Annotated in this window: 18 protein-coding genes and 1 pseudogene; 10 read left to right on the top strand and 9 right to left on the bottom strand. The window is 64.0% G+C overall.

What is annotated here, in order from left to right; genetic code table 11:
• Together AC629_RS11785 and AC629_RS11780 are read right to left on the bottom strand one after the other, a co-directional pair.
• The coding region (locus AC629_RS11785; RefSeq protein ID WP_084804932.1) for a DEAD/DEAH box helicase at positions 1 to 1,202 on the bottom strand (1,202 nt) is incomplete at its 3' end.
• Positions 1,203 to 1,501: 299 nt separating this feature from the next.
• Positions 1,502 to 2,464, bottom strand: a complete 963-nt coding sequence (locus tag AC629_RS11780) for a helix-turn-helix domain-containing protein (RefSeq protein ID WP_084804931.1) — start codon at positions 2,462 to 2,464, stop codon at positions 1,502 to 1,504.
• A 198-nt stretch (positions 2,465 to 2,662) separates the two neighbouring features.
• On the opposite strand from AC629_RS11780, the gene AC629_RS11775 reads away from it, so the two are divergent.
• Entirely contained in the window at positions 2,663 to 4,183 is a 1,521-nt protein-coding gene (locus AC629_RS11775; protein ID WP_084804930.1) for a caspase family protein, read from the top strand.
• A gap of 32 nt (positions 4,184 to 4,215) precedes the next feature.
• Here AC629_RS11775 and AC629_RS11770 read toward each other — a convergent pair whose 3' ends face one another.
• Positions 4,216 to 4,500, bottom strand: a complete 285-nt coding sequence (locus tag AC629_RS11770; RefSeq protein ID WP_084804937.1) for a hypothetical protein — start codon at positions 4,498 to 4,500, stop codon at positions 4,216 to 4,218.
• 119 nt (positions 4,501 to 4,619) lie between these two features.
• Here AC629_RS11770 and AC629_RS11765 point away from each other — a divergent pair, with 119 nt between their 5' ends.
• Positions 4,620 to 5,876, top strand: coding sequence for an FAD-dependent oxidoreductase (locus tag AC629_RS11765; protein ID WP_084804929.1), 1,257 nt, complete (start codon positions 4,620 to 4,622; stop codon positions 5,874 to 5,876).
• Between the two features lie 178 nt (positions 5,877 to 6,054).
• On the top strand, positions 6,055 to 6,819 hold the full coding sequence (locus AC629_RS11760; protein ID WP_084804928.1) for an outer membrane protein: 765 nt from the start codon (positions 6,055 to 6,057) through the stop codon (positions 6,817 to 6,819).
• Between the two features lie 188 nt (positions 6,820 to 7,007).
• On the opposite strand, the gene AC629_RS11755 is transcribed toward AC629_RS11760, so the two are convergent.
• From AC629_RS11755 to parE, 4 genes and pseudogenes are all read right to left on the bottom strand, one after another.
• Positions 7,008 to 7,778, bottom strand: a complete 771-nt coding sequence (locus AC629_RS11755) for an SDR family NAD(P)-dependent oxidoreductase (RefSeq protein WP_084804927.1) — start codon at positions 7,776 to 7,778, stop codon at positions 7,008 to 7,010.
• A 20-nt stretch (positions 7,779 to 7,798) separates the two neighbouring features.
• Entirely contained in the window at positions 7,799 to 7,984 is a 186-nt protein-coding gene (locus AC629_RS11750; protein WP_084804926.1) for a hypothetical protein, read from the bottom strand.
• 280 nt (positions 7,985 to 8,264) lie between these two features.
• On the bottom strand, positions 8,265 to 9,044 hold the full coding sequence (locus AC629_RS11745) for an outer membrane protein (protein WP_084804925.1): 780 nt from the start codon (positions 9,042 to 9,044) through the stop codon (positions 8,265 to 8,267).
• Positions 9,045 to 9,525: 481 nt separating this feature from the next.
• Positions 9,526 to 11,572: pseudogene (gene parE / locus AC629_RS11740) on the bottom strand (DNA topoisomerase IV subunit B).
• Between the two features lie 270 nt (positions 11,573 to 11,842).
• On the opposite strand from parE, the gene AC629_RS11735 reads away from it, so the two are divergent.
• The 4 genes from AC629_RS11735 (at position 11,843) to AC629_RS11720 (ending at position 15,062) form a co-directional block, all read left to right on the top strand.
• Complete coding sequence (locus AC629_RS11735) at positions 11,843 to 12,373, top strand: DedA family protein (RefSeq protein WP_084804924.1); 531 nt, start codon at positions 11,843 to 11,845, stop codon at positions 12,371 to 12,373.
• Between the two features lie 225 nt (positions 12,374 to 12,598).
• Positions 12,599 to 13,264: an FMN-binding negative transcriptional regulator gene (locus tag AC629_RS11730; protein WP_084804936.1), complete on the top strand. Its 666-nt coding sequence runs from the start codon at positions 12,599 to 12,601 to the stop codon at positions 13,262 to 13,264.
• Positions 13,261 to 14,259: an N-acetyl-gamma-glutamyl-phosphate reductase gene (argC, locus tag AC629_RS11725; RefSeq protein ID WP_084804923.1), complete on the top strand. Its 999-nt coding sequence runs from the start codon at positions 13,261 to 13,263 to the stop codon at positions 14,257 to 14,259. Before AC629_RS11730 ends, argC begins: the two co-directional genes overlap by 4 nt.
• 209 nt (positions 14,260 to 14,468) lie before the next feature.
• Positions 14,469 to 15,062: a class I SAM-dependent methyltransferase gene (locus tag AC629_RS11720; RefSeq protein WP_084804922.1), complete on the top strand. Its 594-nt coding sequence runs from the start codon at positions 14,469 to 14,471 to the stop codon at positions 15,060 to 15,062.
• Between the two features lie 100 nt (positions 15,063 to 15,162).
• Here AC629_RS11720 and AC629_RS11715 read toward each other — a convergent pair whose 3' ends face one another.
• Together AC629_RS11715 and AC629_RS11710 are read right to left on the bottom strand one after the other, a co-directional pair.
• Positions 15,163 to 15,561 carry an MAPEG family protein gene (locus AC629_RS11715; protein ID WP_084804921.1) on the bottom strand — a complete coding sequence of 133 codons (399 nt, stop codon included), beginning with the start codon at positions 15,559 to 15,561 and terminating at the stop codon, positions 15,163 to 15,165.
• A gap of 62 nt (positions 15,562 to 15,623) precedes the next feature.
• On the bottom strand, positions 15,624 to 17,432 hold the full coding sequence (locus AC629_RS11710; protein ID WP_084804920.1) for a PHA/PHB synthase family protein: 1,809 nt from the start codon (positions 17,430 to 17,432) through the stop codon (positions 15,624 to 15,626).
• A 253-nt stretch (positions 17,433 to 17,685) separates the two neighbouring features.
• Between AC629_RS11710 and AC629_RS11705 the strand changes: the two genes are divergently transcribed.
• The 3 genes from AC629_RS11705 to AC629_RS11695 all read left to right on the top strand — a co-directional run bounded on the left by AC629_RS11705 (position 17,686) and on the right by AC629_RS11695 (position 20,740).
• Positions 17,686 to 17,949 (top strand): hypothetical protein, encoded by a 264-nt coding sequence (locus tag AC629_RS11705; RefSeq protein ID WP_084804919.1) that lies wholly within the window; start codon positions 17,686 to 17,688, stop codon positions 17,947 to 17,949.
• Between the two features lie 225 nt (positions 17,950 to 18,174).
• A complete protein-coding gene (locus tag AC629_RS11700) occupies positions 18,175 to 19,395 on the top strand; it encodes an LL-diaminopimelate aminotransferase (RefSeq protein WP_084804918.1) in 1,221 nt (406 codons plus the stop codon).
• 28 nt (positions 19,396 to 19,423) lie between these two features.
• A complete protein-coding gene (locus tag AC629_RS11695) occupies positions 19,424 to 20,740 on the top strand; it encodes a homoserine dehydrogenase (protein ID WP_084804917.1) in 1,317 nt (438 codons plus the stop codon).
• The last annotated feature ends 5 nt before the right edge of the window (positions 20,741 to 20,745 follow it).

Here is a 20,745-nt window from a genome sequence, read left to right as displayed (position 1 = left end):
CGTCCGCCGCGCGACCGTTCGCGACCGCGCTGCTCGCGCGGACGCTCGGTGGCGTCGGAGGCTTCAGTGTGGACTTCGCAATCGCCTTCGGCGCGAGGAATGTTCTGGCCGATCAGCTTTTCGATCGCGGCCATCGACTTCTGGTCGAGCGGCGTCACGATCGAGATCGCGGTGCCGGTGCGGCCCGCGCGCCCGGTGCGGCCGATGCGGTGGACATAGTCATCGGCGTGATGGGGGACGTCGAAATTGAAGACGTGGCTGACCTCGGGAATGTCGAGGCCGCGGGCTGCGACGTCGGAGGCGACGAGAAGGGGCAGTTCGCCCTTACGGAATTGGTCGAGCGCGGCCATGCGGGCCGGCTGGTCCATATCGCCGTGCAGCGCGCCGACACTGAAGCCGTGCTTCTGAAGCGACTTGTGAACGATCGCGACCTCACGCTTGCGATTGCAGAAGATGATCGCGTTCTTGAGATCCTTGGCCTCGCGCAGCAGGCGGCGCAGCAATTCACGCTTCTCATGCGCCTCGCGTCCGGCCGGAACCTGGGATTGCGTGACGGTCACGGCCGTCGTGGCGGGCTTGGACACCTCGACCTTCTGCGGATTGTGCAGGAAGGCTTCGGTGATGCGCCGGATCTCCGGCGGCATGGTCGCGGTGAAGAACAGGGTCTGTCGCGTGAAGGGGACCAGCTTGCAGATGCGCTCGATGTCGGGAATGAAGCCCATGTCGAGCATGCGGTCGGCTTCGTCGATGACGAGCAGTTCAACGCCCGTGAGCAGGAGGCCGCCGCGCTCGGTGTGGTCGAGCAGGCGGCCGGGGGTGGCGATCAGCACGTCGACGCCGCGCATCAGCTTGGCATCCTGGTCGCCGAATGAGACGCCGCCGATCAGGAGGGCGACGTTGAGCTTCTGGCCGGCGCCGTAGCGATCAAAATTCTCTTTGACCTGGGCGGCGAGTTCGCGGGTCGGTTCGAGGATCAGCGTGCGCGGCATGCGCGCGCGGGCGCGACCCTTTTCGAGGATGGTGAGCATCGGCAGCACGAAGGCCGCAGTCTTGCCGGTGCCGGTCTGGGCGATGCCGAGCACGTCCTTGCGTGCGAGGACGTGGGGGATCGCCTGTTCCTGAATGGGGGTGGGGTTGGTGTAACCGGTGGCCGCCACTGCGGCGAGGACTTTTTCGGACAGTCCGAGATTTGAAAAGGACATCGAGCCTCTGGTCGAAACCGCCGTCCGGAATCGAGGGTAATAAGGCTGTCGCGCTCCACCCCGAAACGGCGCGCTCTCAAAGAAGCTGGGGGGTGCTGACTCACGCGAACAAAGCGCCAGGCTCGAGAATCGGTCTTCGATCTGAGCCGCGTCGCCCCGGAACATAGGCAGGAATCGGCCAAAGTCAATGGAGCGGACGCGGGAAGACCCTAAAAAACCTGAGGTTTTTGCCCAAATAGCGGGCGCGGCTGGGGTTTTCCGCCCGCCCGGCGGTCCCGCGGAACCCGTCAAAACAGGGGCTATCGCCTTTCCGAAGCCTGGGCTCGGAAATCGCCGGGGGCCATGCCGTAGGCGGCGTTGAAGACCCGGTAGTAGGTCGCCAGGCTCTCGAAACCGCAGGCGGCAGCGACATCCGCGATCAGCCGTTCCGGAGCCTCGCGCATCAGGCGGCGGCTCTGCTTCAGGCGTTCGTCCGTCACGGTCTGCGAGAAGCTTTTCGCGGCGGTTTCGAACAGCATGTGGAGGTGACGCACGGAAATGCCGAGCAGGTCGGCCACCACCGTCGGTGCCAGATCGGGGTCTTGCAGGTGGCGCGCGATCAGGCGCCGTGCCTGCGAGAGGCGGGCGATCCGCAGCGCGGCCTGTCCGCGGCGGCTGCCGGGCCGCACGATGCCGCGCTCGATCAGCGCCAGATGGGCCAGGGTCTGGACGAGGGAGGTCGCATCGGAGGCGCCGTCATCCGTGGCAACCTCGCCGAGATCGGCAAAGCAAGCAGCGAGCAGGGGCACCAAAGCGTTGTCGTTGAAGGTCTTGGGCCCGAGCTCGCGAACGCGCTTATCGTGCGCCGGGATGCTGTTCACGGGGATCTTCAGGATCCGCAGGTGGAAGCCGCCTGCGCCGAGCGGAGCTGTGCGATAGGGTAAGTCGGTATGGCTGGTGGCGAAGCTGCCATTGGCGATCGCGAAGTCGATCGAGCGCATGCCGCCGAACCAGCTGCCGCTGCCGAGCTGCTGGTAGACGCAGATGCTGTCGCCGGGCGCGTAAGCGATGTCGGAGGCGCTCCGCTCGACCGTGTAACGCGAGGCCTTCAACTCGACGAGGCCGCCGCCGCCGACCTGGCGCAGCGAGAATTCGCCGTGGAAGTCCGCGCGCCGCTCGCGCTCGAGCTCGGCGGTGACGCCGAACAGGCCCTTGGCGCGCACCTCGCGCCAATAGTCGAAGCGGTCATGCGGCTCGACCTCGTCGGTGCACCAGTGATACACAGCAGCCCCCTCCAACGAAATTACCTAAGAAAAAGCAGATTCCGGCGGAATCTGCCATAGGCCAGATCATGGAACTGGAGCCGCAGACCGTTGAACCGTCGATGTGGCTGGGCCGACTATCACATCAACGGCCGAGGGTTCCAATGAACCAGCGTTCGCGGGAACCGGCGTGAGGCCGTCGGCAACGGGAAGTTTTCGATGATGCGTCGGTTTTCCAGAATTCTGGCGGCCCTCGGCCTTGCGGCGAGCCTGAGCGGTTTCGCGCTTCCCGCACATGCCGAAAAGCGCGTCGCGCTCGTCGTCGGCAACAACGACTATAAGAACGTCCCGAAGCTGCTCAAGGCCGTCAACGACGCCCGCACGATGGGCGATACGCTCAAGCAGCTCGGCTTCGCGGTGATGGTCGCGGAGAACCAGAACCGCCAGCAATTCTCCGAAACGCTGCTCGCCTTCGACAGGGCGATCGAACCCGGTGACACCGCGTTCTTCTTCTACGCCGGCCACGGCTTCGAGATCGCGGGCCAGAACTACCTGCTGCCGACCGACGTGCCGGCGGCGACCGAAGGCCAGGAAGAGCTGGTGCGCGACGCCTCCATCCTGGCGGACCGCATTGTCGAGCGTCTTCAGAACAAGAAGGCGCGGACCTCGATCCTGGTGTTTGACGCTTGCCGCAACAATCCATTCGAGCGCGCCGGCACGCGCGCGGTGGCCGGCGGCGGCGGCCTGGCGCCGATGACGCAACTGCCCGAAGGCGTGTTCTCGGTGTTCTCGGCCGGTCCTCGCCAGACCGCGCTCGATCGCCTGTCCAACGACGACGCCAATCCCAATTCGGTGTTCACGCGCACCTTCGCGAGGGAGTTGCTCCAGCCCGGCGAGAACCTCGTGCAGGTGGCGCAGCGCACCCGCCGTCTCGTCAGCGAGATGGCCGACACCGTCAAGCACAGGCAGGTGCCGGTCTATTTCGACCAGATGGTCGACGACGTCTTCCTCAGCGGTCTGGCGAAGGACGCACCGGCCGCTGCACGCCCGGCGGATCCGCCGCCGCAGCAGCTCGCGGCCCTGCCGCCGGTGTCGGTGCCGCGCGTGCCGAAGGAGGAAACCACCAACGCGCCGATCGCGAGCTTCTCGCGCCACAATGGCGGCTGGAGCGTGGTGTTCTCCTTCGCCGACCCGACGCTCGGCATTTCCTGGCGCATGGCCGGTACCGGCGATTTCCGCGAGACCGGCTTCATCGATACGCTCGATCCGCGCACGCGCAAGCGGATGCCGAACCCGTCGATCGAGTTGCCGCCGGATGCGCAGGCCGGCACGATCGAGGTCCGTTATGTCGACGCTTCCGGCGACATGCAGGGGCCGTTCCCGATCAGGTTCGATCCCGAAGCCGCGCTGATCCGCGACCAGCGCAAGATCCTCGACATGACTGCCACGAGTTGGCTGTCATTCCGCGAGTTCAACGGGCTGCTGGTCTACTACACGCACCTTGTGTCGTACCGTTGCGCCATCCGCGAGGTGCGCATCGGAATCGACACCGCCGTGCCCAACCAGGTGCTGAAGATGCCCACTTGCGACATGCGCGACCCCGGCGCGATCACCGCCGGCATGCCGCTCTACATGAAGCTCGCCCCGACCACGCAGTTCATATCGGTGGAACTGACCTATCGCGACGGCAGCGTGTCGGAGATCAAGAGTTTCCGCACGGCGAACCGCAGCAACAATTGATCACGTCGGCGGAGGCATCGCATGCGCTTCCGCTACTCGCGACCCTTCCTGAAGAAGCGCTTGATGGACTCGATGGCCTCGATCAAAGGGGGAGTCAGCGAAAAGAACGCGCCCATCGCGATCGAGATGATGACGTGGCGCAGCAGAAGCTTCTCCGGCTCCTCGAACGGATAGCCGTTCTGGTCGATCCGTACCGGCGCGAGCGTACCCGTGCCGTGCGGATCCAGCTTCCGCGGCTTTCGCGGCGGGATCATGATCACGACGAAAAGCACGTTGATCAGGATCCAGACGCCGACCAGTATAAGGATCGTCTGCACTGCCACTTCCTGAAATCACCGAAGTCTCCTGCAACGCTAATGGTCATTCGCCAATGCGGCAAATCAAATTCAGGCTTGCTGCAGTGCAAAAAGGGCCGGACTAGTAAACGAGGCGGATCGTGGAACCTGGCACGTCGCAGTCGTCCCAAGCCCGCTCGGTAAAGGCCCGGTGTTGCATCGTCGGCGGCGGCCCCGCCGGCATGATGCTCGGCTATCTCCTGGGACGGGCCGGCATCGACGTCGTGGTGCTGGAAAAGCATGCGGACTTCTTCCGCGACTTTCGTGGCGACACCGTGCATCCCTCAACGCTAGAGGTCATGGACGAGCTCGGCCTGATCGACGGCTTCCTGAAGCTGCCGCATCAGCGGTTGCAGAAGATGGACGGCCTGTTTGGCGGCACGCCGGTGCGGCTCGCAGATCTCAGCAGGCTCCATACGAAATACCCCTTCATCGCCTTCATGCCGCAATGGGATTTCCTGAATTTCCTCCGCGAGGCGGGCCGGCGCTTTGCTTCGCTCAAGGTGATGATGAGCACGGAGGCCGTCGACCTGATCCGCCGCGGCGAAATGATCGCCGGCGTGCGGGCGAAGACGCCGGAAGGCCCGATCGACATCGAGGCCGATCTCACCATCGCCTGCGACGGCCGGCATTCCACGGTGCGCGAGCGTGCGGGCCTTGGCGTCGAGGAGATCGGTGCGCCGATGGACGTGTTGTGGTTCCGCGCCGGCCGCAAGCCCGATGAGACGGAAAATGTGTTCGCGCGCGTCGAGCCGGGCAAGATGATGGTCACCTTCGACCGCGGCGACTATTGGCAATGCGCCTACGTCATCGCAAAGGGACAATACGATGCGGTGAAGGCGCGGGGATTGCAGGCGCTGCTCGACGACGTCGTGCGCATGGCGCCGATCCTGAAGAGCGGGATTGCCGATGTGAGGAGCTTTGACGACATCAAGTTGCTCACCGTCGCGATCAACCGCCTGACGCGCTGGACGCGACCGGGCCTGCTCTGCATCGGGGATGCCGCGCATGCGATGTCGCCGGTCGGTGGCGTTGGCGTCAATCTCGCCGTGCAGGATGCGGTTGCGACCGCCAACCTGCTCGCCGACAAGCTTCAACTCGGTTGCCCGTCGGAGGATGAACTCGATGCCGTGCGCGGACGCCGCGAATTCCCGATGAAGGTGACGCAGCGAATGCAGGTGATTGTGCAGAACAACATCATCAGCGGCGCTTTGCAGCCGGGCGACCGGCCGCTGAAGGTGCCGCTGATCGTGCGCCTCATCACCGCGCTGCCCTGGCTGCAGGGCATTCTTGCGCGCCTGGTTGCGGTCGGCGTGCGCCCCGAGCACGTGCAGTCGAAGGCCGCGCCGGCATCGTAGCTCGAGAATCCGGTAGGGATAATTTCGCCTTAAATCGCGCACGGCGCGTTGCGTGCGTGCAACAGCGCAAACGAATTCAATGAGCGTTGGCGGCCAATCCCGCGTCTTAACTTTCTTGATTCGAATTTTAGTAAGGAGTGTCTGTGAGCGTGCGCCCATCAAGGGACATGGGGGTACTATGCGTAACAAGTTGATTGCTGCCTTCGCCTGCACGACAGCTCTGGTTTCGACCGGCGCTGCTTCCGCCGCCGACCTCGCCGCGCGGCCCTACACGAAGGCGCCTGCCTATATCGAGCCGCTGTTCAACTGGACCGGTTTCTACGTTGGCGGCCACATCGGTGGCGCCTGGACCAACGAGCAGTTCGTCAACAACGGCAACAGCCTCGGCTTCGGCGATCTGCTGCCGGGCCAAGGCTTTCGCCAGCGCGGCTCGGGCATCATGGGCGGCGCCCAGATCGGCTACAACTGGCAGGCCAACAACTTCGTGTTCGGCATGGAGGGAACGATCTCTGGCCTCAACAACAAGGGCACGGTCGTGAATACCGCCTTCGGCGCCCGTGACGACGTGTTCTCCTGGCGCGCCAACGTGCTCGCAACGGTCGTCGGCCGTGCCGGCTTTGCCGTCCAGAACAACCTGTTCTACATCAAGGGCGGCTATGCCGGCGTGAACAACCGTCTCAACGTCAGCGACACGGTCACACGCGGTTCGGGTGGTCAGACCCACTGGGCCAACGGCTGGACCGTCGGCGCCGGTTGGGAATACGGCATCACCCGCAACTGGATCGTTGGTCTCGAATACAATTACGCAGCCTTCGGCAGCCAGACCTATCAGCTCGGCGGCACAACGACGAACTACACCTTTGATGCCAAGCCGCGCGACATCCAGTGGGCCGTCGTGCGCGCCAGCTACAAGTTCGACGCGCCGGTCATCGCGCGCTACTGAGATTAGACAAGGGCGTCATAACAACCAGGGCCCCGGGGTAACTCCTCGGGGCTTTTCGTTGCGCCGACTCAGGTCATGGAGTGCTGGCCAGCAGCGACAGGCGTGCGGGAACCTGCTCGGAGTATGACCATTGACGCGCATATAGCACACGGCTCGCGCCGGGGCTCTTTATGTGCGCAGAGGTGGGCTTACGTCATCACCGAGTAGCCGCCATCGACGGGGATCGCAGTGCCCGTGATGAAGTTCGACGCGGGCGAGGCGAGGAACACGGCGATGCCGGCGAAGTCCTCGATGTCGCCCCAACGTCCTGCAGGTGTGCGCGCCAGCACGCGCTCGTGCAGTCCTGAAATCTGCTTCCGCGCACCGCGGGTGAGGTCGGTGTCGATCCAGCCCGGCAAGATGGCGTTGACCTGGATGTTGTCGGGCGCCCAGGCATTGGCGCAGGCGCGCGTGTACTGCACGATGCCGCCTTTGCTTGCCGCATAGGCCGCTGCGAAACTCGCGCCGAAGATCGACAGCATTGAGCCGATGTTGATCACCTTGCCGTTGCCGGACGCCTTCAGCGCCGGATAGGCAAGCTTCGAGCACATGAAGGCGCTGGTGAGGTTGGTGTCGATCACCTTGTTCCACTCGTCGAGCTCGAGCTCGTGCGGCGGCTTGCGGATGCTCATGCCGGCATTGTTGACGAGGACGTCGATGCGGCCGAGCTCCTTGACGACGCGGTCGATCATCGCCGCGACGGCCGCCGTGTCGGTCACGTCAGTGGTGACGGCAATCGCCTTCACGCCGCGCTTTCTGAGATCGGCCACGGCGTCGGCGGACTTGGTTTCGTTGCGTCCGACCACAGCGATGTCGGCGCCGGCTTCGGCAAGGCCACGGGCCATGCCGAGCCCGATGCCGCCATTGCCTCCCGTGACGATCGCGACCTTGCCGCGGAGATCGAACCGGCTGGATGTCATGCTTTGATTCCTTCGTTCTTCTATCGGTTGCTCTGCCAGATCAGGATCAGTCCGAAGCCGGCCATGGCTACGCCATAGCCGACCCATTGCAGCTGGTTGATCATGAAGCTCGATCGCGGCCAGGTGATCGTGCCCGTGCCCTGTCCGATCCAGAGCAGCCCGGCGGCGAGGGCAAACAGGCCTGCGATCAGCAGAAATCTGCGCATACATTCCTCCCCATTGGTCCGCTTCGGTCGTGGCCGACGACACGAACGACGCCGCCGCGAAAACTTGGGCGCACAGTAGCCGTAGCCGCGGTTCGGGTACAATGGCGGTACCGGCACAATGGCTCAGCCAGCGGGGGAGGCGGCATGCGCAGGGCAGGGCGATCGCAGATGCGATTGGCCAGGCAGGAAATGGAAGGTGCGTGTCAGTTGCCGCACGTCCCAAACGAAAAAGCCCCGGCGATGCCGGGGCTTTGACGTCTGAAGCCGAGCTCAGATTAGATCAGTACTTCGCGACGACCGGACCGGTCCAGTTGAAGCGGTAGACCAGCGAGGTCGAAATCGTCTGATTCCAGCTGTTGGCGCGGATGCCAAGGCCGATCGGCAGGTTGGTGCCGTTCTCCAGCTCGTTCTGGGTCTTGGCATTGTAGAACGCAGAGCGATATTCGGTCTTCATGAACCAGCCGGGCGACTGGATGCCGAAGATGTTCAGGTTGTTCTCGACGCCGCCGCCGATGAACCAGCCGTTGCGATTGAAACCGTTGAGGTGGACGCCAGCGTCAACACCGTTCAAGAACATCAAATTCGTGCTGCCGAAGTGGGCGCCGGAGTAACCGCCGTTGACGTAGGTGAGGACGTTCGGAGCGACCAGCCAGCCGAGGCGAACACCCGCGGCCCAGGAGTCTTCCAGCTTCTGCGTGCCGGTGATTTGGAGAAGAGGATCCTGCACCGTGGCGCGGATGCTGCCGAACTGACCGTCGGCGAACACACCGGCGACCCAGGTGCCGTTGAACTGCCAGTCGTAACCGAGACCGACGGTGCCGAACCAGCCCGAACCGCCCTGGCGTTGATCGATCGTCAGCGCCGTGCCGAGGGGGCCAACCACGTGCTGGTCGGAAGCCGAAACGCCGCCGCCACCACCGCCGAAGACGTAGAAGCCGGTCCAGTTGGCGACGGGCGGCGCAACCGGCGCCTTCACGTAGGGACGGGCCGCGAGGTCGGCCGCCGAGGCCGAACCGGTCATTGCCGCAACCGCGGTCAGAGCGAGCAAGATCTTCTTCATGTGAATGTCCCCAACTTTGGTCTGGCAGGCGCGAGCGCGGCTGAAGTTCGTTTAATCTGATGCTCGGACTATAGAGGTTTCCCATCGAAATGCTGTTGCCGGGCAAGCACAGTCGCCGGAAAACGCCCGCCGGGGAGGGGTTGCAGCGTTAACGAGCGAATCCGATAAAAGCACGTACATTCAGTTGCTTACCAGAATATCCGGATCCTGGATCTGGGGTAACTCTTCGTTAGCAGATCGGGCTTTTTCAGAAATGGAGGCGGCGGCGCCTCAACTTTAGGTCTGTGAGTCGAAGGCCGAGTCGCTGATTTGCGTGCTTGGATTCTGCCCTGGCGGGCCTCATTGGCTCTCGCAGCCGCCGAGCGCGATCGCGGCTGCCGGTGTGCCCGGACTCCGCGTGCCGTCGCTCAGGTGACATCGCCTTCGATGCCGGCGACCCATGACGTTGCGAATTGCGCGGCGTCAAACGCCGCGCCATTCCTCAGACGTCAAGCAGTTCCTCACTGGCGAACTCGGCCTTGTCCGAGATGAACGCGAAGCGCGCTTCGGCCTTGGTGCCCATCAGGCGCTCCACCGAATCCGCCGTGGTGTCGCGGTCGTCGGCGAGCAGCACCACCTTGAGCAGCGTCCGCTTGCTCGGATCCATGGTGGTTTCCTTGAGCTGCGCCGGCATCATCTCGCCGAGGCCTTTGAAGCGGTTCACCTCGACCTTCGCGTTGGCGTTGAACTCGCTTTTGATCAGCGCTTCCTTGTGTGCGTCGTCGCGGGCGTAGACCGATTTGGTGCCGTGGGTCAGCTTGTAGAGAGGCGGCACGGCGAGGAAGAGGTGGCCCTCGTCGATCAGCCGCGGCATCTGCCGGTAGAAGAAGGTGATCAGGAGCGACGCGATGTGAGCGCCGTCGACGTCGGCGTCGGTCATGATGATGATGCGCTGGTAGCGCAGATCCTCTTCGCGGTACTGCGCGAGTTGGCCGCAGCCGATCGCCTGCACCAGATCGGAGATCTGGGCGTTCGCCGTAAGCTTGTCCTTGCCGGCAGAGGCGACGTTGAGGATCTTGCCACGCAAGGGCAGCACGGCCTGGTTCTTGCGGTCGCGCGCCTGCTTGGCGCTGCCGCCGGCCGAGTCACCCTCGACGATGAAGAGCTCGGAGCCTTCGGTGCCGGCATCGGTGCAGTCAGCGAGCTTGCCGGGCAGGCGCAGCTTCTTGCCGGCGGTCTTGCGCGCCGTCTCCTTCTCCTGGCGACGGCGCAAGCGCTCCTCGGCACGATCGATCACGAAGTCGAGCAGCTTGTTGGCCTGGTTCGGATTGCCCGAGAGCCAATGGTCGAACGGATCCTTCATCGCCTGTTCGACGATGCGCTGGGCCTCGGCGGTGGCGAGGCGATCCTTGGTCTGGCCCTGGAATTCAGGCTCGCGCACGAACACGGAGAGCATTACGGCGGCGCCGACCATCACGTCTTCAGAGGTAATGGACGAGGCGCGCTTGCCCTGGCCGACGCGCTCGGCGTGATCTTTCAGGCCGCGCAGCAGCGCGCTGCGCAGGCCGGATTCGTGCGTGCCGCCATCGGGCGTCGGCACGGTGTTGGTGTAGGAGGAGAGGAAGCCGTCGGCGTCAGCGGTCCAGGCCACTGCCCATTCGCAGGCGCCATGCGCGCCGTTGCGTCCCGACTTGCCGGAGAAGATATCCGGATGGACCAGCGTGTCGGCGTGGATCGCGGCCGCGAGATAATCCTTGAGGCCGCCGGGGAAGTGGAACGTCGCTTCTGCCGGCACATCCTCGACGCCCTTGAGCAATTCGGGAGCGCAATTCCAGCGGATCTCGACGCCGCCGAACAGATAGGCCTTGGAGCGCGTCATCTTGAACAGGCGTTGCGGCTTGAACGCGGCCTTGGCGCCGAAGATGTCGGTATCAGGCTTGAAGCGCACGCGCGTACCGCGGCGGTTGTTGATCTTGCCGAGGTCCTCGAGCTTGCCCTTGGGATGGCCTCGCTCGAATGTCATGCGATAAAGTTTTTTGGCTGCGCGCGACCTCGACCTCGAGGAGCGAGGACAGTGCGTTCACGACGGAAATGCCGACGCCGTGCAGGCCGCCCGAGGTCTCGTAGACCTTGGAGTCGAACTTGCCGCCCGAATGCAGCGTGCACATGATGACTTCGAGCGCCGACTTTTTCGGGAACTTTGGATGGGGGTCGACCGGAATGCCGCGGCCGTTGTCGGTGACGGTGAGGAAGCCGTCCGCGCTCAACTCGACTCCGATGAAGGTCGCGTGCCCCGCCAGCGCCTCGTCCATCGAGTTGTCGATGACTTCGGCGAAGAGGTGATGCAGCGCCTTTTCGTCGGTGCCGCCGATATACATGCCCGGCCGGCGCCGTACCGGCTCCAGGCCCTCAAGCACCTCGATGTCGGCCGCGGTGTAGTCGGCTTCCCCGCCGCTTGCGCGCGTCGCCGCCTTGGCAGCGCCCCGGGGCTTTGGCTCATCACTGCCGAAAAAATCGTCTTTTGCTTTGGGTTTCAACTGCTTGGACATGAATTTTGATGTGTGTTGAGGGCCGCGCAGGCGGCGAATCGGTTGGGCTGACTATGCCACGGCTGGCCCGGAAAGGTCACCACAGGGCTGGCCGGGCGGTGTGGTTGGGAGCCAATCCCGGCGATTTTACGCCGCAGGCACACCAATTCCCGGCAATTTGACGTTCCGGGCCGGTTTGGGCCGGGCTTTGTGACTTGATGTCACACAAGTCCTTGGCTTACCAGTCTTTTTATCTGACGGGACCGTGACGGGGCGGGAGGGCGATCTGGAATGGAGCAGTTTGCGCACGCGCTGGCCGACTTCGTGCGCCTTCATGAGGCTTGGGCGGCTCCCATCGTGTTCGTGCTGGCCTTCGGGGAGTCGCTCGCGTTCATCTCGCTGCTGATCCCAGCCTGGGGCGCGCTGGTGGCGATCGGCGCGCTGATCGGCGTCAGCGGCATCAGCTTCTATCCAGTCTGGATTGCGGGTGGCTTCGGCGCAGCGCTGGGCGACTGGGTCTCCTACTGGTTCGGCTACCGCTACAAGGAGCAGGTCGCCCAGATCTGGCCACTCTCCCGCTATCCGGAAATCCTGCCCAAGGGCGAGGCCTTCGTGCGAAGCTGGGGCGTGCCCAGCATCTTCATCGGCCGCTTCTTCGGCCCGTTGCGCGCATCAGTGCCGCTCGCCGCCGGCATTTTCGAGATGCCCTATTGGAGTTTCCAGGCCGCGAATTTTGTCTCGGCGCTGGTCTGGTCGGCTGTGCTGCTGCTGTTCGGCGACGTGATCGGCAGGATCGTGGAGTGGATCTGGCGCCTGATATGACGCCTGAACCTTGACGGGAACCGCGCCTGGCCTTATAGCCGCGCGCCATGATCAACGCCGCGACCATCCTGTTCGCCCGTCGCCGCCGCCGCAGTTTTGCGGTTTGGGCGGTCGATCGCGTTTGAGATCATCGTCTTTGCCGCTGGATCCGATCCGCGGCATTCTCTCTCCTGTCAGCGCGATCTGATCCGGCGGCCCCCCAAGGAGGCCCAGCAGGAGACCACGATGTACACGCCACCCTTTTTCAAGCAGGACCGCGCCGCGAGCCTGAGATTCGCAGGCGAGCGCGGCTTCGGCACGATGTGCGCCTTTGACGGCCAAAAGCCGCTCGCTTCGCCGCTGCCGTTCAACCTGACCTATGCCGCCGACGGCACGCCGCAGGCCGCCTTTCATGTCGCCCGTCGCAATCCGCTGGTAAAGCTTGCGGACGGAACTGCGTCCTGGCTGCTCGCGGTCAACGGCCCCGATGCTTATGTATCGCCCGACTGGTACATCTCACCGGATCAGGTGCCGACCTGGCTCTACCAGTCGGTGCATCTGAGCGGGCCGGTGCGGCTCCTGTCGGACGCCGAACTGGCGGTGCAACTCGACACGCTCAGCGACAAGTTCGAGAGCTGGCTGTTGCCGAAGACGCCGTGGACGGCGGCGAAGATGACGGCGGGCCGGTTTGAAGCGCTGAAGAAGGCGATCGTGGGTCTGGTGATGACGGTTGAAGAGGTCGAGGGCAGCTTCAAGTTCAACCAGCACAAGTCGGACGCCGACTACGCAGCAATCGCGGATGCACTTGACAGAGGCGATGCTGACGCCAGGAAAATCTCACATTTGATGCGGCAGGCCAGGCCGCAAATCTTTGCAGACGACACGAACAAGCTCGAAAGGAGCGTGCCATGAGCCTTTCTGAAACCAGTCTCGCTGACACCACGAAAGCCCCGACCACCGGCGCGGCAAACAGGCCGGCCACCGTCTTCGTTGACGGCGGCTCCGGCACCACCGGGCTCGGCATCAACGAGCGGCTGAAGCTCCAGGGCGATGTCGTCGTGAAGACGATTGCCGACGACAAGCGCAAGGACCCCGCGGCCAAGAAGGCTCTCATGGAGGAGGTGGACCTCGTCATCCTCTGCCTGCCCGACGATGCCGCAAAGGAAACGGTCGCGCTGGTCGACAGCATGGGCGCCTCGGCGCCGAAGGTGCTGGACGCCTCGACCGCCTACCGGGTCGCGCCGGACTGGGCCTATGGCTTTCCGGAACTGACGCCGGACCAGGCCGCCAGGATCAAGGCCGCGAAGAAGGTCTCCAATCCGGGCTGCTATCCGACCGGTGCGATCGCGCTGCTGCGGCCGATCGTCGATGCCGGCCTGTTGCCGCAGGAATATCCCGTCACTGTCAACGCGGTGAGCGGCTATTCCGGCGGCGGCAAGTCGATGATCGCGAGCTTTGAAGACGGCAGCGCGCCGTCCTTCGAGCTCTACGGCCTCGGCTTCGAGCACAAGCACCTGCCGGAGATGCAGCTCTATTCGAACCTGACGCGGCGGCCGATCTTCATTCCCTCGGTCGGCAATTACCGGCAAGGCATGCTGGTCTCGGTGCCGCTCCAGCTCGACACGCTGGCGGGCAAGCCTAGTGGCGCCGACCTGCAGGCTGCGCTCGCAAAGCGTTACGCCGGCTCGAAATACGTCTCGGTGATGCCGCTTCAGAACGAAGCGTCGAAGGCCGGTCGGCTAGAGCCGGAAGCGCTCAACGAGACGAACATGCTCGAGCTCTACGTCTTCGCCAGCGACAAGTATCACCAGGCGGTGCTGGTCGCCCGGCTCGACAATCTCGGCAAGGGTGCTTCGGGTGCCGCCGTGCAGAACATGCGGCTGATGCTGGGCCTCGCAGACGAGTGAGGGCCCTGTGCCCCGGACGCAGCGCAACGTGAAACGATGCGCTGCAGAGCCGGGGCCCATGCCCCACAGCTCACAGCGGCTTTCTGGGTGCCGGCTCTGCGCAGCAACGCCGTAAGCGCGTTTACGCGCGTCTTTGACGCGCTATGGCGTTGCAGCGCGTCCGGGACACGAGAGAAGCTTGTTGAAGGTTTCCCAAAGCGAGTGACGCCATGGACGAGGAGACGCTGCAGTTCTACCGCGGCAACGCCGAAGCCTATGCCCGGCGCGAGATCACCTCGCGCCGGGCTCGGCTGACAGCCTTTCTGGCCTGGCTAGCGCCGGGCGCTTCCATCCTCGAACTCGGATGCGGTGCCGGCGGCGACACCGCTGAAATGCTGGCGCGCGGCTTTGCTGTTCGCGCGACAGATGGATCGCCGGAAATGGCCGATGTCGCGTCGCGCCGCCTCGGACGTCGCGTCGAAACGCTGTTGTTTGAGGACCTCGACAAGATCGAGGCCTACGACGCAGTCTGGGCCAATGCCTGCCTTCTTCACGTGCCCAGGCCTGAGCTGGCGAATGTTCTTGCGCGGATCTGGCGTGCCTTGAAGCCGGCCGGTCATTTCTACGCCAGCTACAAGGCCGGCGAGGTTGCCGGTCGCGACACCCTGAACCGCTATTACAACTATCCTTCTCCGGACTGGCTCCGGGCAACCTACGCTGAAGCGGGCGGCTGGAATGGGTTGTCGATCGAAACCGGCGACGTCATCGGGTTCGACGACAAGAAGGCATCGATGTTGTTTGTCGTCGCCCAGAAGAACGGCTGACGCCACCCTCGCAGCATTCCGAGGTCGACCGCGCCGAGCCGATCCCCCGAATTATGCTGTGAGCTTAATTATGCTGTGAGCTTAGAGCGCCCCGGTGCGCTCAGAACACCTTGAAGATCGCGAGCGCCAGCACGGCCTGCGCGAGGAAGCCGACGGTGAAGGCGAGGGTCCGGAACACGGGAAGCCCCAGCGTGTAGACGAGCAGATGGGCGACTCGGGCCCAGAAATAGACGGCGCAGGCAAGCACGGTCCATTTCGTGGAATAGTCGATCGCGTTCAGGATCAGGACCAGCGGCGCGAAGATCACGAGGTTCTCGACCGCGTTGTCATGCGCGAACATCAGCCTGTTCGCCCACTCGGCGTGCGGCTTGTCGCCGCGCGTGGGATTGGCCATGGCGCCGCTGAAACCGCGAACCTGGGCGCGGTTGATGATGTAGGGGATCCAGAGGATGCCGGTCAGGATCACCGTCAGTGTCAGCCAGAACAATTCGCGCGTCATGGTCCGGTCCTCTCTGTCGTCGCTGTGCCGGGAGCGAGCTTATACAAGCGCGAAAGATTCCGCTATGCGCGAACCCTGACATAGCTGCCGGGCGCGTCCTCGATCGGGGGGAGCGCGTCATTGCCGACCGCGCGCGCCGGGACTTCCTCCGGATCGAGGCCGCCCAGCCATTCGCGCCAGTCCGGCCACCACGAACCCTTGTGCTCCACCGCACCCTTCATCCACTCGGCGATGTTGACGTCCTTGACGTTGTCGTTGGTCCAGTACTGGTACTTGTTCAAGGCGGGCGGATTGACCACGCCGGCGATGTGGCCAGAGCCCGATAGCACATACTTCACAGGCCCACCGAAGAACTGCGAACCGTACAGCACCGATTCCGCCGGCGCGATGTGGTCCTCTCGGGTGGCGAGATTGTAGACGGGCACCTTGACCTTGGAGAGATCCAGCAGCGTGTTGTCGAGCACCATCGTGCCCGTGGACAACCGGTTCTCCAGATAGCAGTTGCGCAAGTAATAGGAATGGTTCGACGCCGTCATGCGCGTCGCATCCGAATTCCAGTGCAGCAGGTCGAAAGCGCTCGGCTGCTGGCCCTTCAAATAGTTGCTGACGACGTAGGACCAGATCAGGTCGTTGGAGCGCAGCATGTTGAACGCCATCGCCATCTTCGAGCCTTCGAGCACGCCGGCCGCCTTCATATCCTGCTCGAGCGCGGCGATCTGCTCTTCGTCGACGAACACGAGGAGATCACCGGCATGGGTGAAATCGACCTGTGCCGCGAAGAATGTGGCGGACGACACGCGCTGGCGGCGCTTCTCGGCGAGCCAGGCCAGCGTGGTCGCGAGCATCGTGCCGCCGACGCAATAGCCGGCGGTGTGCACCTTCATCTCGCCGGTGACCTTCTCGATCACGTCCATCGCCTTGAGCGGGCCTTCCTTCATGTAGTCTTCCCAGCTCTTGTTGCCGAGCCGCTTGTCGGGATTGACCCATGAGATCACGAACACGGTGATGCCCTGGTCGACGCACCACTTGATGTAGGATTTCTCCGGCTTGAGATCGAGGATGTAGAACTTGTTGATCCAGGGCGGCACGATCAGGAGCGGAGTGCGCAGCACCTTCTCCGTGGTCGGCGAATACTGGATGAGCTGCATCATCTCGTTCTGGTAGATCACCTTTCCCGGCGTCGTCGCCATGTTGACGCCGACGACGAGATTGTCCGGGTTGGACTGGCGGATCTTCAGCATGCCTTTGCCGGCCGCGATGTCCTCGGCCAGCATCTTCAGGCCGCGCGCGAGATTCTCGCCGCTGCTCGCCACCGTCTCACGCAGCACTTCCGGATTGGTCAGCACGAAGTTCGAGGGCGACAGCGCGTTGGTGACCTGCTGGACGTAGAATTCCGCCTTGCGTCGGGTGTGCGGATCGAGGCCCTCGGCGTCGCGCACCAGCTCCTGCGCCCATTTCGTCGTGAGCAGATAGAGCTGCATCACGAAATCGAAGAACTGGTTCGACTTCCATTCCGGGTCGGCAAAGCGCTTGTCGCGCGGCGAGGGCGTGATCGCGGGCGCGGCGTCCTGGCCGGTCATGCGGCGCACCGCCGAGCCCCAGAGGTCGAGATAATCCTTGGCGAGCCTGGTCTGAAGGTCTGACGAGCGCGAACTGTCCGACAGCCAGTATTCGGCGACCGACGTGAACGTCTTCACGACCTCGGCAAGCTCGGCCGGCGGGCGGTCCTGCACCTCGCCGCTCTCGCGCGGCTTGAGGTAGGCGGCAAGCGCCTTGCCGCCGCTTTCCATCGCCTGCGCAACATTCATCGCGAAGGCTTCCGCATCGAACTTCGTCTCGGATTTGGGCTTGTCGGTCGTGGCGGTACTCATGAGCAGAACAGTAACGATTCATTCCGTATTCGTCACCGCGAAGCTTGCATGTTTGACGTTAAACACTCTCGAAGATGTGTTGCACTGCGATAAGTTTTCTTGGTTCCGTCATAATCAAGCCGCACCGCGCGGGTTGGTAGGCCTTGGATGTTTACTCGCTCGCACCACTTAGGGCGGCAGTGGTTTGAGCTTGGGCGTGCTGTTGGGTTAACTTCCCGCAGCCGTGCGTTGGGACGAGTAGGGGAATTCCCAAGTGTTGGCGTTGAGGGACCTGCAAAAGTCGCTCCTGATCTGCGGCGCGGCGTTCGCGCTGGCTGGCTGTTCGAGTCAGCTGGCCGACTACACGCCCGCCGACGCGCAGGCCCATCCTAGGGAGCCCGGTGCCTACCTTCCGGTGCACGATCTGCCTCCGGATCGGGATCAGGCGATCATCCCACCGGATCAGCGTGCCAAGATTGAAGCGGAGCTCGCAGCTGCGCGCGACCGCCAGTCCGTCGCCGCAAAGGACGCCAAGTAACGGCGCTCGCGAGCGGTGCAACGTAATCGCTGGCGCCCCCGCCATGCCGTGCTAAAAGACCTCAGTTCAGCCGAGAGTCAGGGCGAACGACTTCAGCTCCCACCGTCGAATATTGCTCTAAGTCTTTGATTTTGAGTGATTTTCTCGGTGATGGTGAGTGCCTTTCCGAACGGCCGTCGTGGCCTGTCGATTCTGTCCTGACCGGTTGCCGGAGCCCAGAGAGCCATGGAAGAATTTTACCGCATCCGCCGCCTTCCGCCTTACGTGTTCGAACAGGTCAACCGGGCCAAGGCGGCCGCGCGGAATGCCGGCGCCGACATTATCGATCTCGGCATGGGCAATCCCGACCTGCCGGCACCGCCGCATGTGCTGGAGAAGCTGAAGGAGACGCTCGGCAAGCCGCGCACCGACCGCTATTCGGCTTCCCGCGGCATTCCCGGGCTGCGCAGGGCCCAGGCCGGCTACTATGACCGCCGCTTCGGCGTGAAGCTGAACCCCGACACTCAAGTCGTGGCGACGCTCGGCTCGAAGGAGGGCTTTGCCAACGTGGCGCAGGCGATCACCGCGCCGGGCGATGTCATCCTCTGTCCGAACCCGAGCTATCCCATTCACGCCTTCGGGTTTTTGATGGCGGGCGGCGTGATCCGCTCGGTGCCGTCCGAGCCGACGCCGCAGTTCTTCGAGGCGGTGGAGCGGGCGATCGTGCATTCGATCCCGAAGCCGCTGGCGCTCGTCGTCTGCTATCCTTCGAACCCGACCGCCTATGTCGCGAGTCTCGACTTCTACAAGGACCTCGTGGCGTTCGCGAAAAAGCACGAGATCCTGATCCTGTCCGACCTCGCTTACGCCGAGGTCTATTTCGACGAGAACAACCCGCCGCCGTCGGTGCTCCAGGTGCCTGGCGCGATGGATGTCACCGTCGAATTCACCTCGATGTCGAAGACCTATTCGATGGCCGGCTGGCGCATGGGCTTTGCGGTTGGCAATGAGCGCGTGATCGCGGCGCTCGCCCGCGTCAAATCCTACCTCGACTACGGCGCCTTCACGCCGGTGCAAGTCGCCGCGACCGCGGCGCTGAACGGCCCCGATGACTGCATCAAGGAGATGCGCGACACCTATCGCAAGCGCCGCGATGCGCTTGTGGAGTCGTTCGGCCGCGCCGGCTGGGAGATCCCGCCGCCGGAAGCCTCGATGTTCGCCTGGGTGCCGTTGCCGGAGGCCTTCCGCAGCATCGGCAGCATGGAGTTCGCCACCCTGATGGTGGAGAAATCCGGCGTTGCGGTCTCGCCCGGCGTCGGCTTCGGCGAGCATGGTGAAGGATATGTCCGTATCGCCATGGTGGAAAACGAGCAACGGATCAGGCAGGCCGCGCGCGGCGTGCGCCGCTTCCTTGAAAGCGGCATCGAAACGTTGCACAACGTCGTTCCACTCGCCACCCGGCGCTAATTCTCTCCGACAGGTTTTCTGAAGCATCATGGTCGCACCCCTGAAAGTGGGCATAGCGGGGCTCGGCACCGTGGGCGCCGAAGTTGTCCGTTTGATCGAAACCCAGGCGCGCGTGCTCGCGGGCCGCAGCGGTCGCGGCATCCGCGTCGTCGCCGTCACGGCGCGCTCGAAGGCAAAGAAGCGCGGCGTTGACCTGCGCGGCGTCGAATGGGCGAAGGATCCGGTGGCGCTCGCCACGCATCCCGAGGTCGATTGCTTCGTCGAACTGATGGGGGGCGCCGGCGATCCCGCGCTGTCGGCGGTCGAGGCCGCGCTGAATGCCGGCAAGTCCGTCGTCACCGCCAACAAGGCGCTGCTCGCAAAGCACGGCATCAAGCTGGCGAAAGCCGCCGAAAAGCACGGCGGCGCGCTGAATTTCGAGGCAGCGGTCGGCGCCGCGATCCCCGTCATCAAAACGTTACGCGAGGGTCTCGCCGGAACCGGCATCGACCGCGTCTACGGCATCCTGAACGGCACCTGCAATTACATCCTGACCCGGATGGAACAGGAGGGCCTGTCCTTCGCCGAATGCCTCAAGGACGCGCAGCGGCTCGGCTATGCCGAGGCCAACCCGTCCTTCGACGTCGACGGCCATGATACCGCACAGAAGCTCGCAATTCTCGCCAGCCTCGCTTTCGGCACGAAAGTTGCTCAAAGCGCGGTGTATGTCGAAGGTATCTCGTCCATCGCGCCGGAGGACTTACGCGCCGCCGCCGATCTCGGTTATCGCGTCAAGCTGCTTGGCGTTGCGGTTCGCACCGCCAAGGGCATCGAGCAGCGCGTGCATCCGACCATGGTTCCAAAATCCTCCTCGATCGCGCAGGTGATGGGTGTCACCAATGCAGTCACGATCGATGGCGATGGAATTCCGCCGATCACGCTGGTCGGGCCCGGCGCCGGCGGGGCGGCGACCGCATCCGCCGTCGTCGCCGACATTGCCGACGTTGCGCGCGGCATCCGCGCCAATCCGTTCGGCCGGCCGATTTCGCAGCTCCACGACACTAAGAAGGCGCCGATGGAGCGGCATGAAGGCGGTTACTACATCCGCCTTTTGGCGCGCGATTTTCCGGGCACAGCGGCCGCGATCGCGACCCGGCTCGCGGAGCAGAAGATCTCGATCGAGTCGATCGTGCAGCGTCATCCAAATGGAGGCACTGCGCCGGCGACCGGCAAGGCGGTCCCTGTGCCCGTCATCCTGATCACCTATGCCACGCATGAGGACGCCGTGCGCCGCGCACTCGCCGCCGTGCAGCGCGACAAGGTGATCAGCGGACGGCCGCAGGTGATCCGGATCGAGAAGAACTGACGCGG

The organism is Bradyrhizobium sp. NAS80.1 (genome assembly GCF_001908205.1).
Taxonomy (GTDB): Bacteria; Pseudomonadota; Alphaproteobacteria; order Rhizobiales; family Xanthobacteraceae; genus Bradyrhizobium.
Note: the sequence above shows the minus strand (reverse complement) of the source record. Positions and strands in the feature narration are given on the sequence as shown.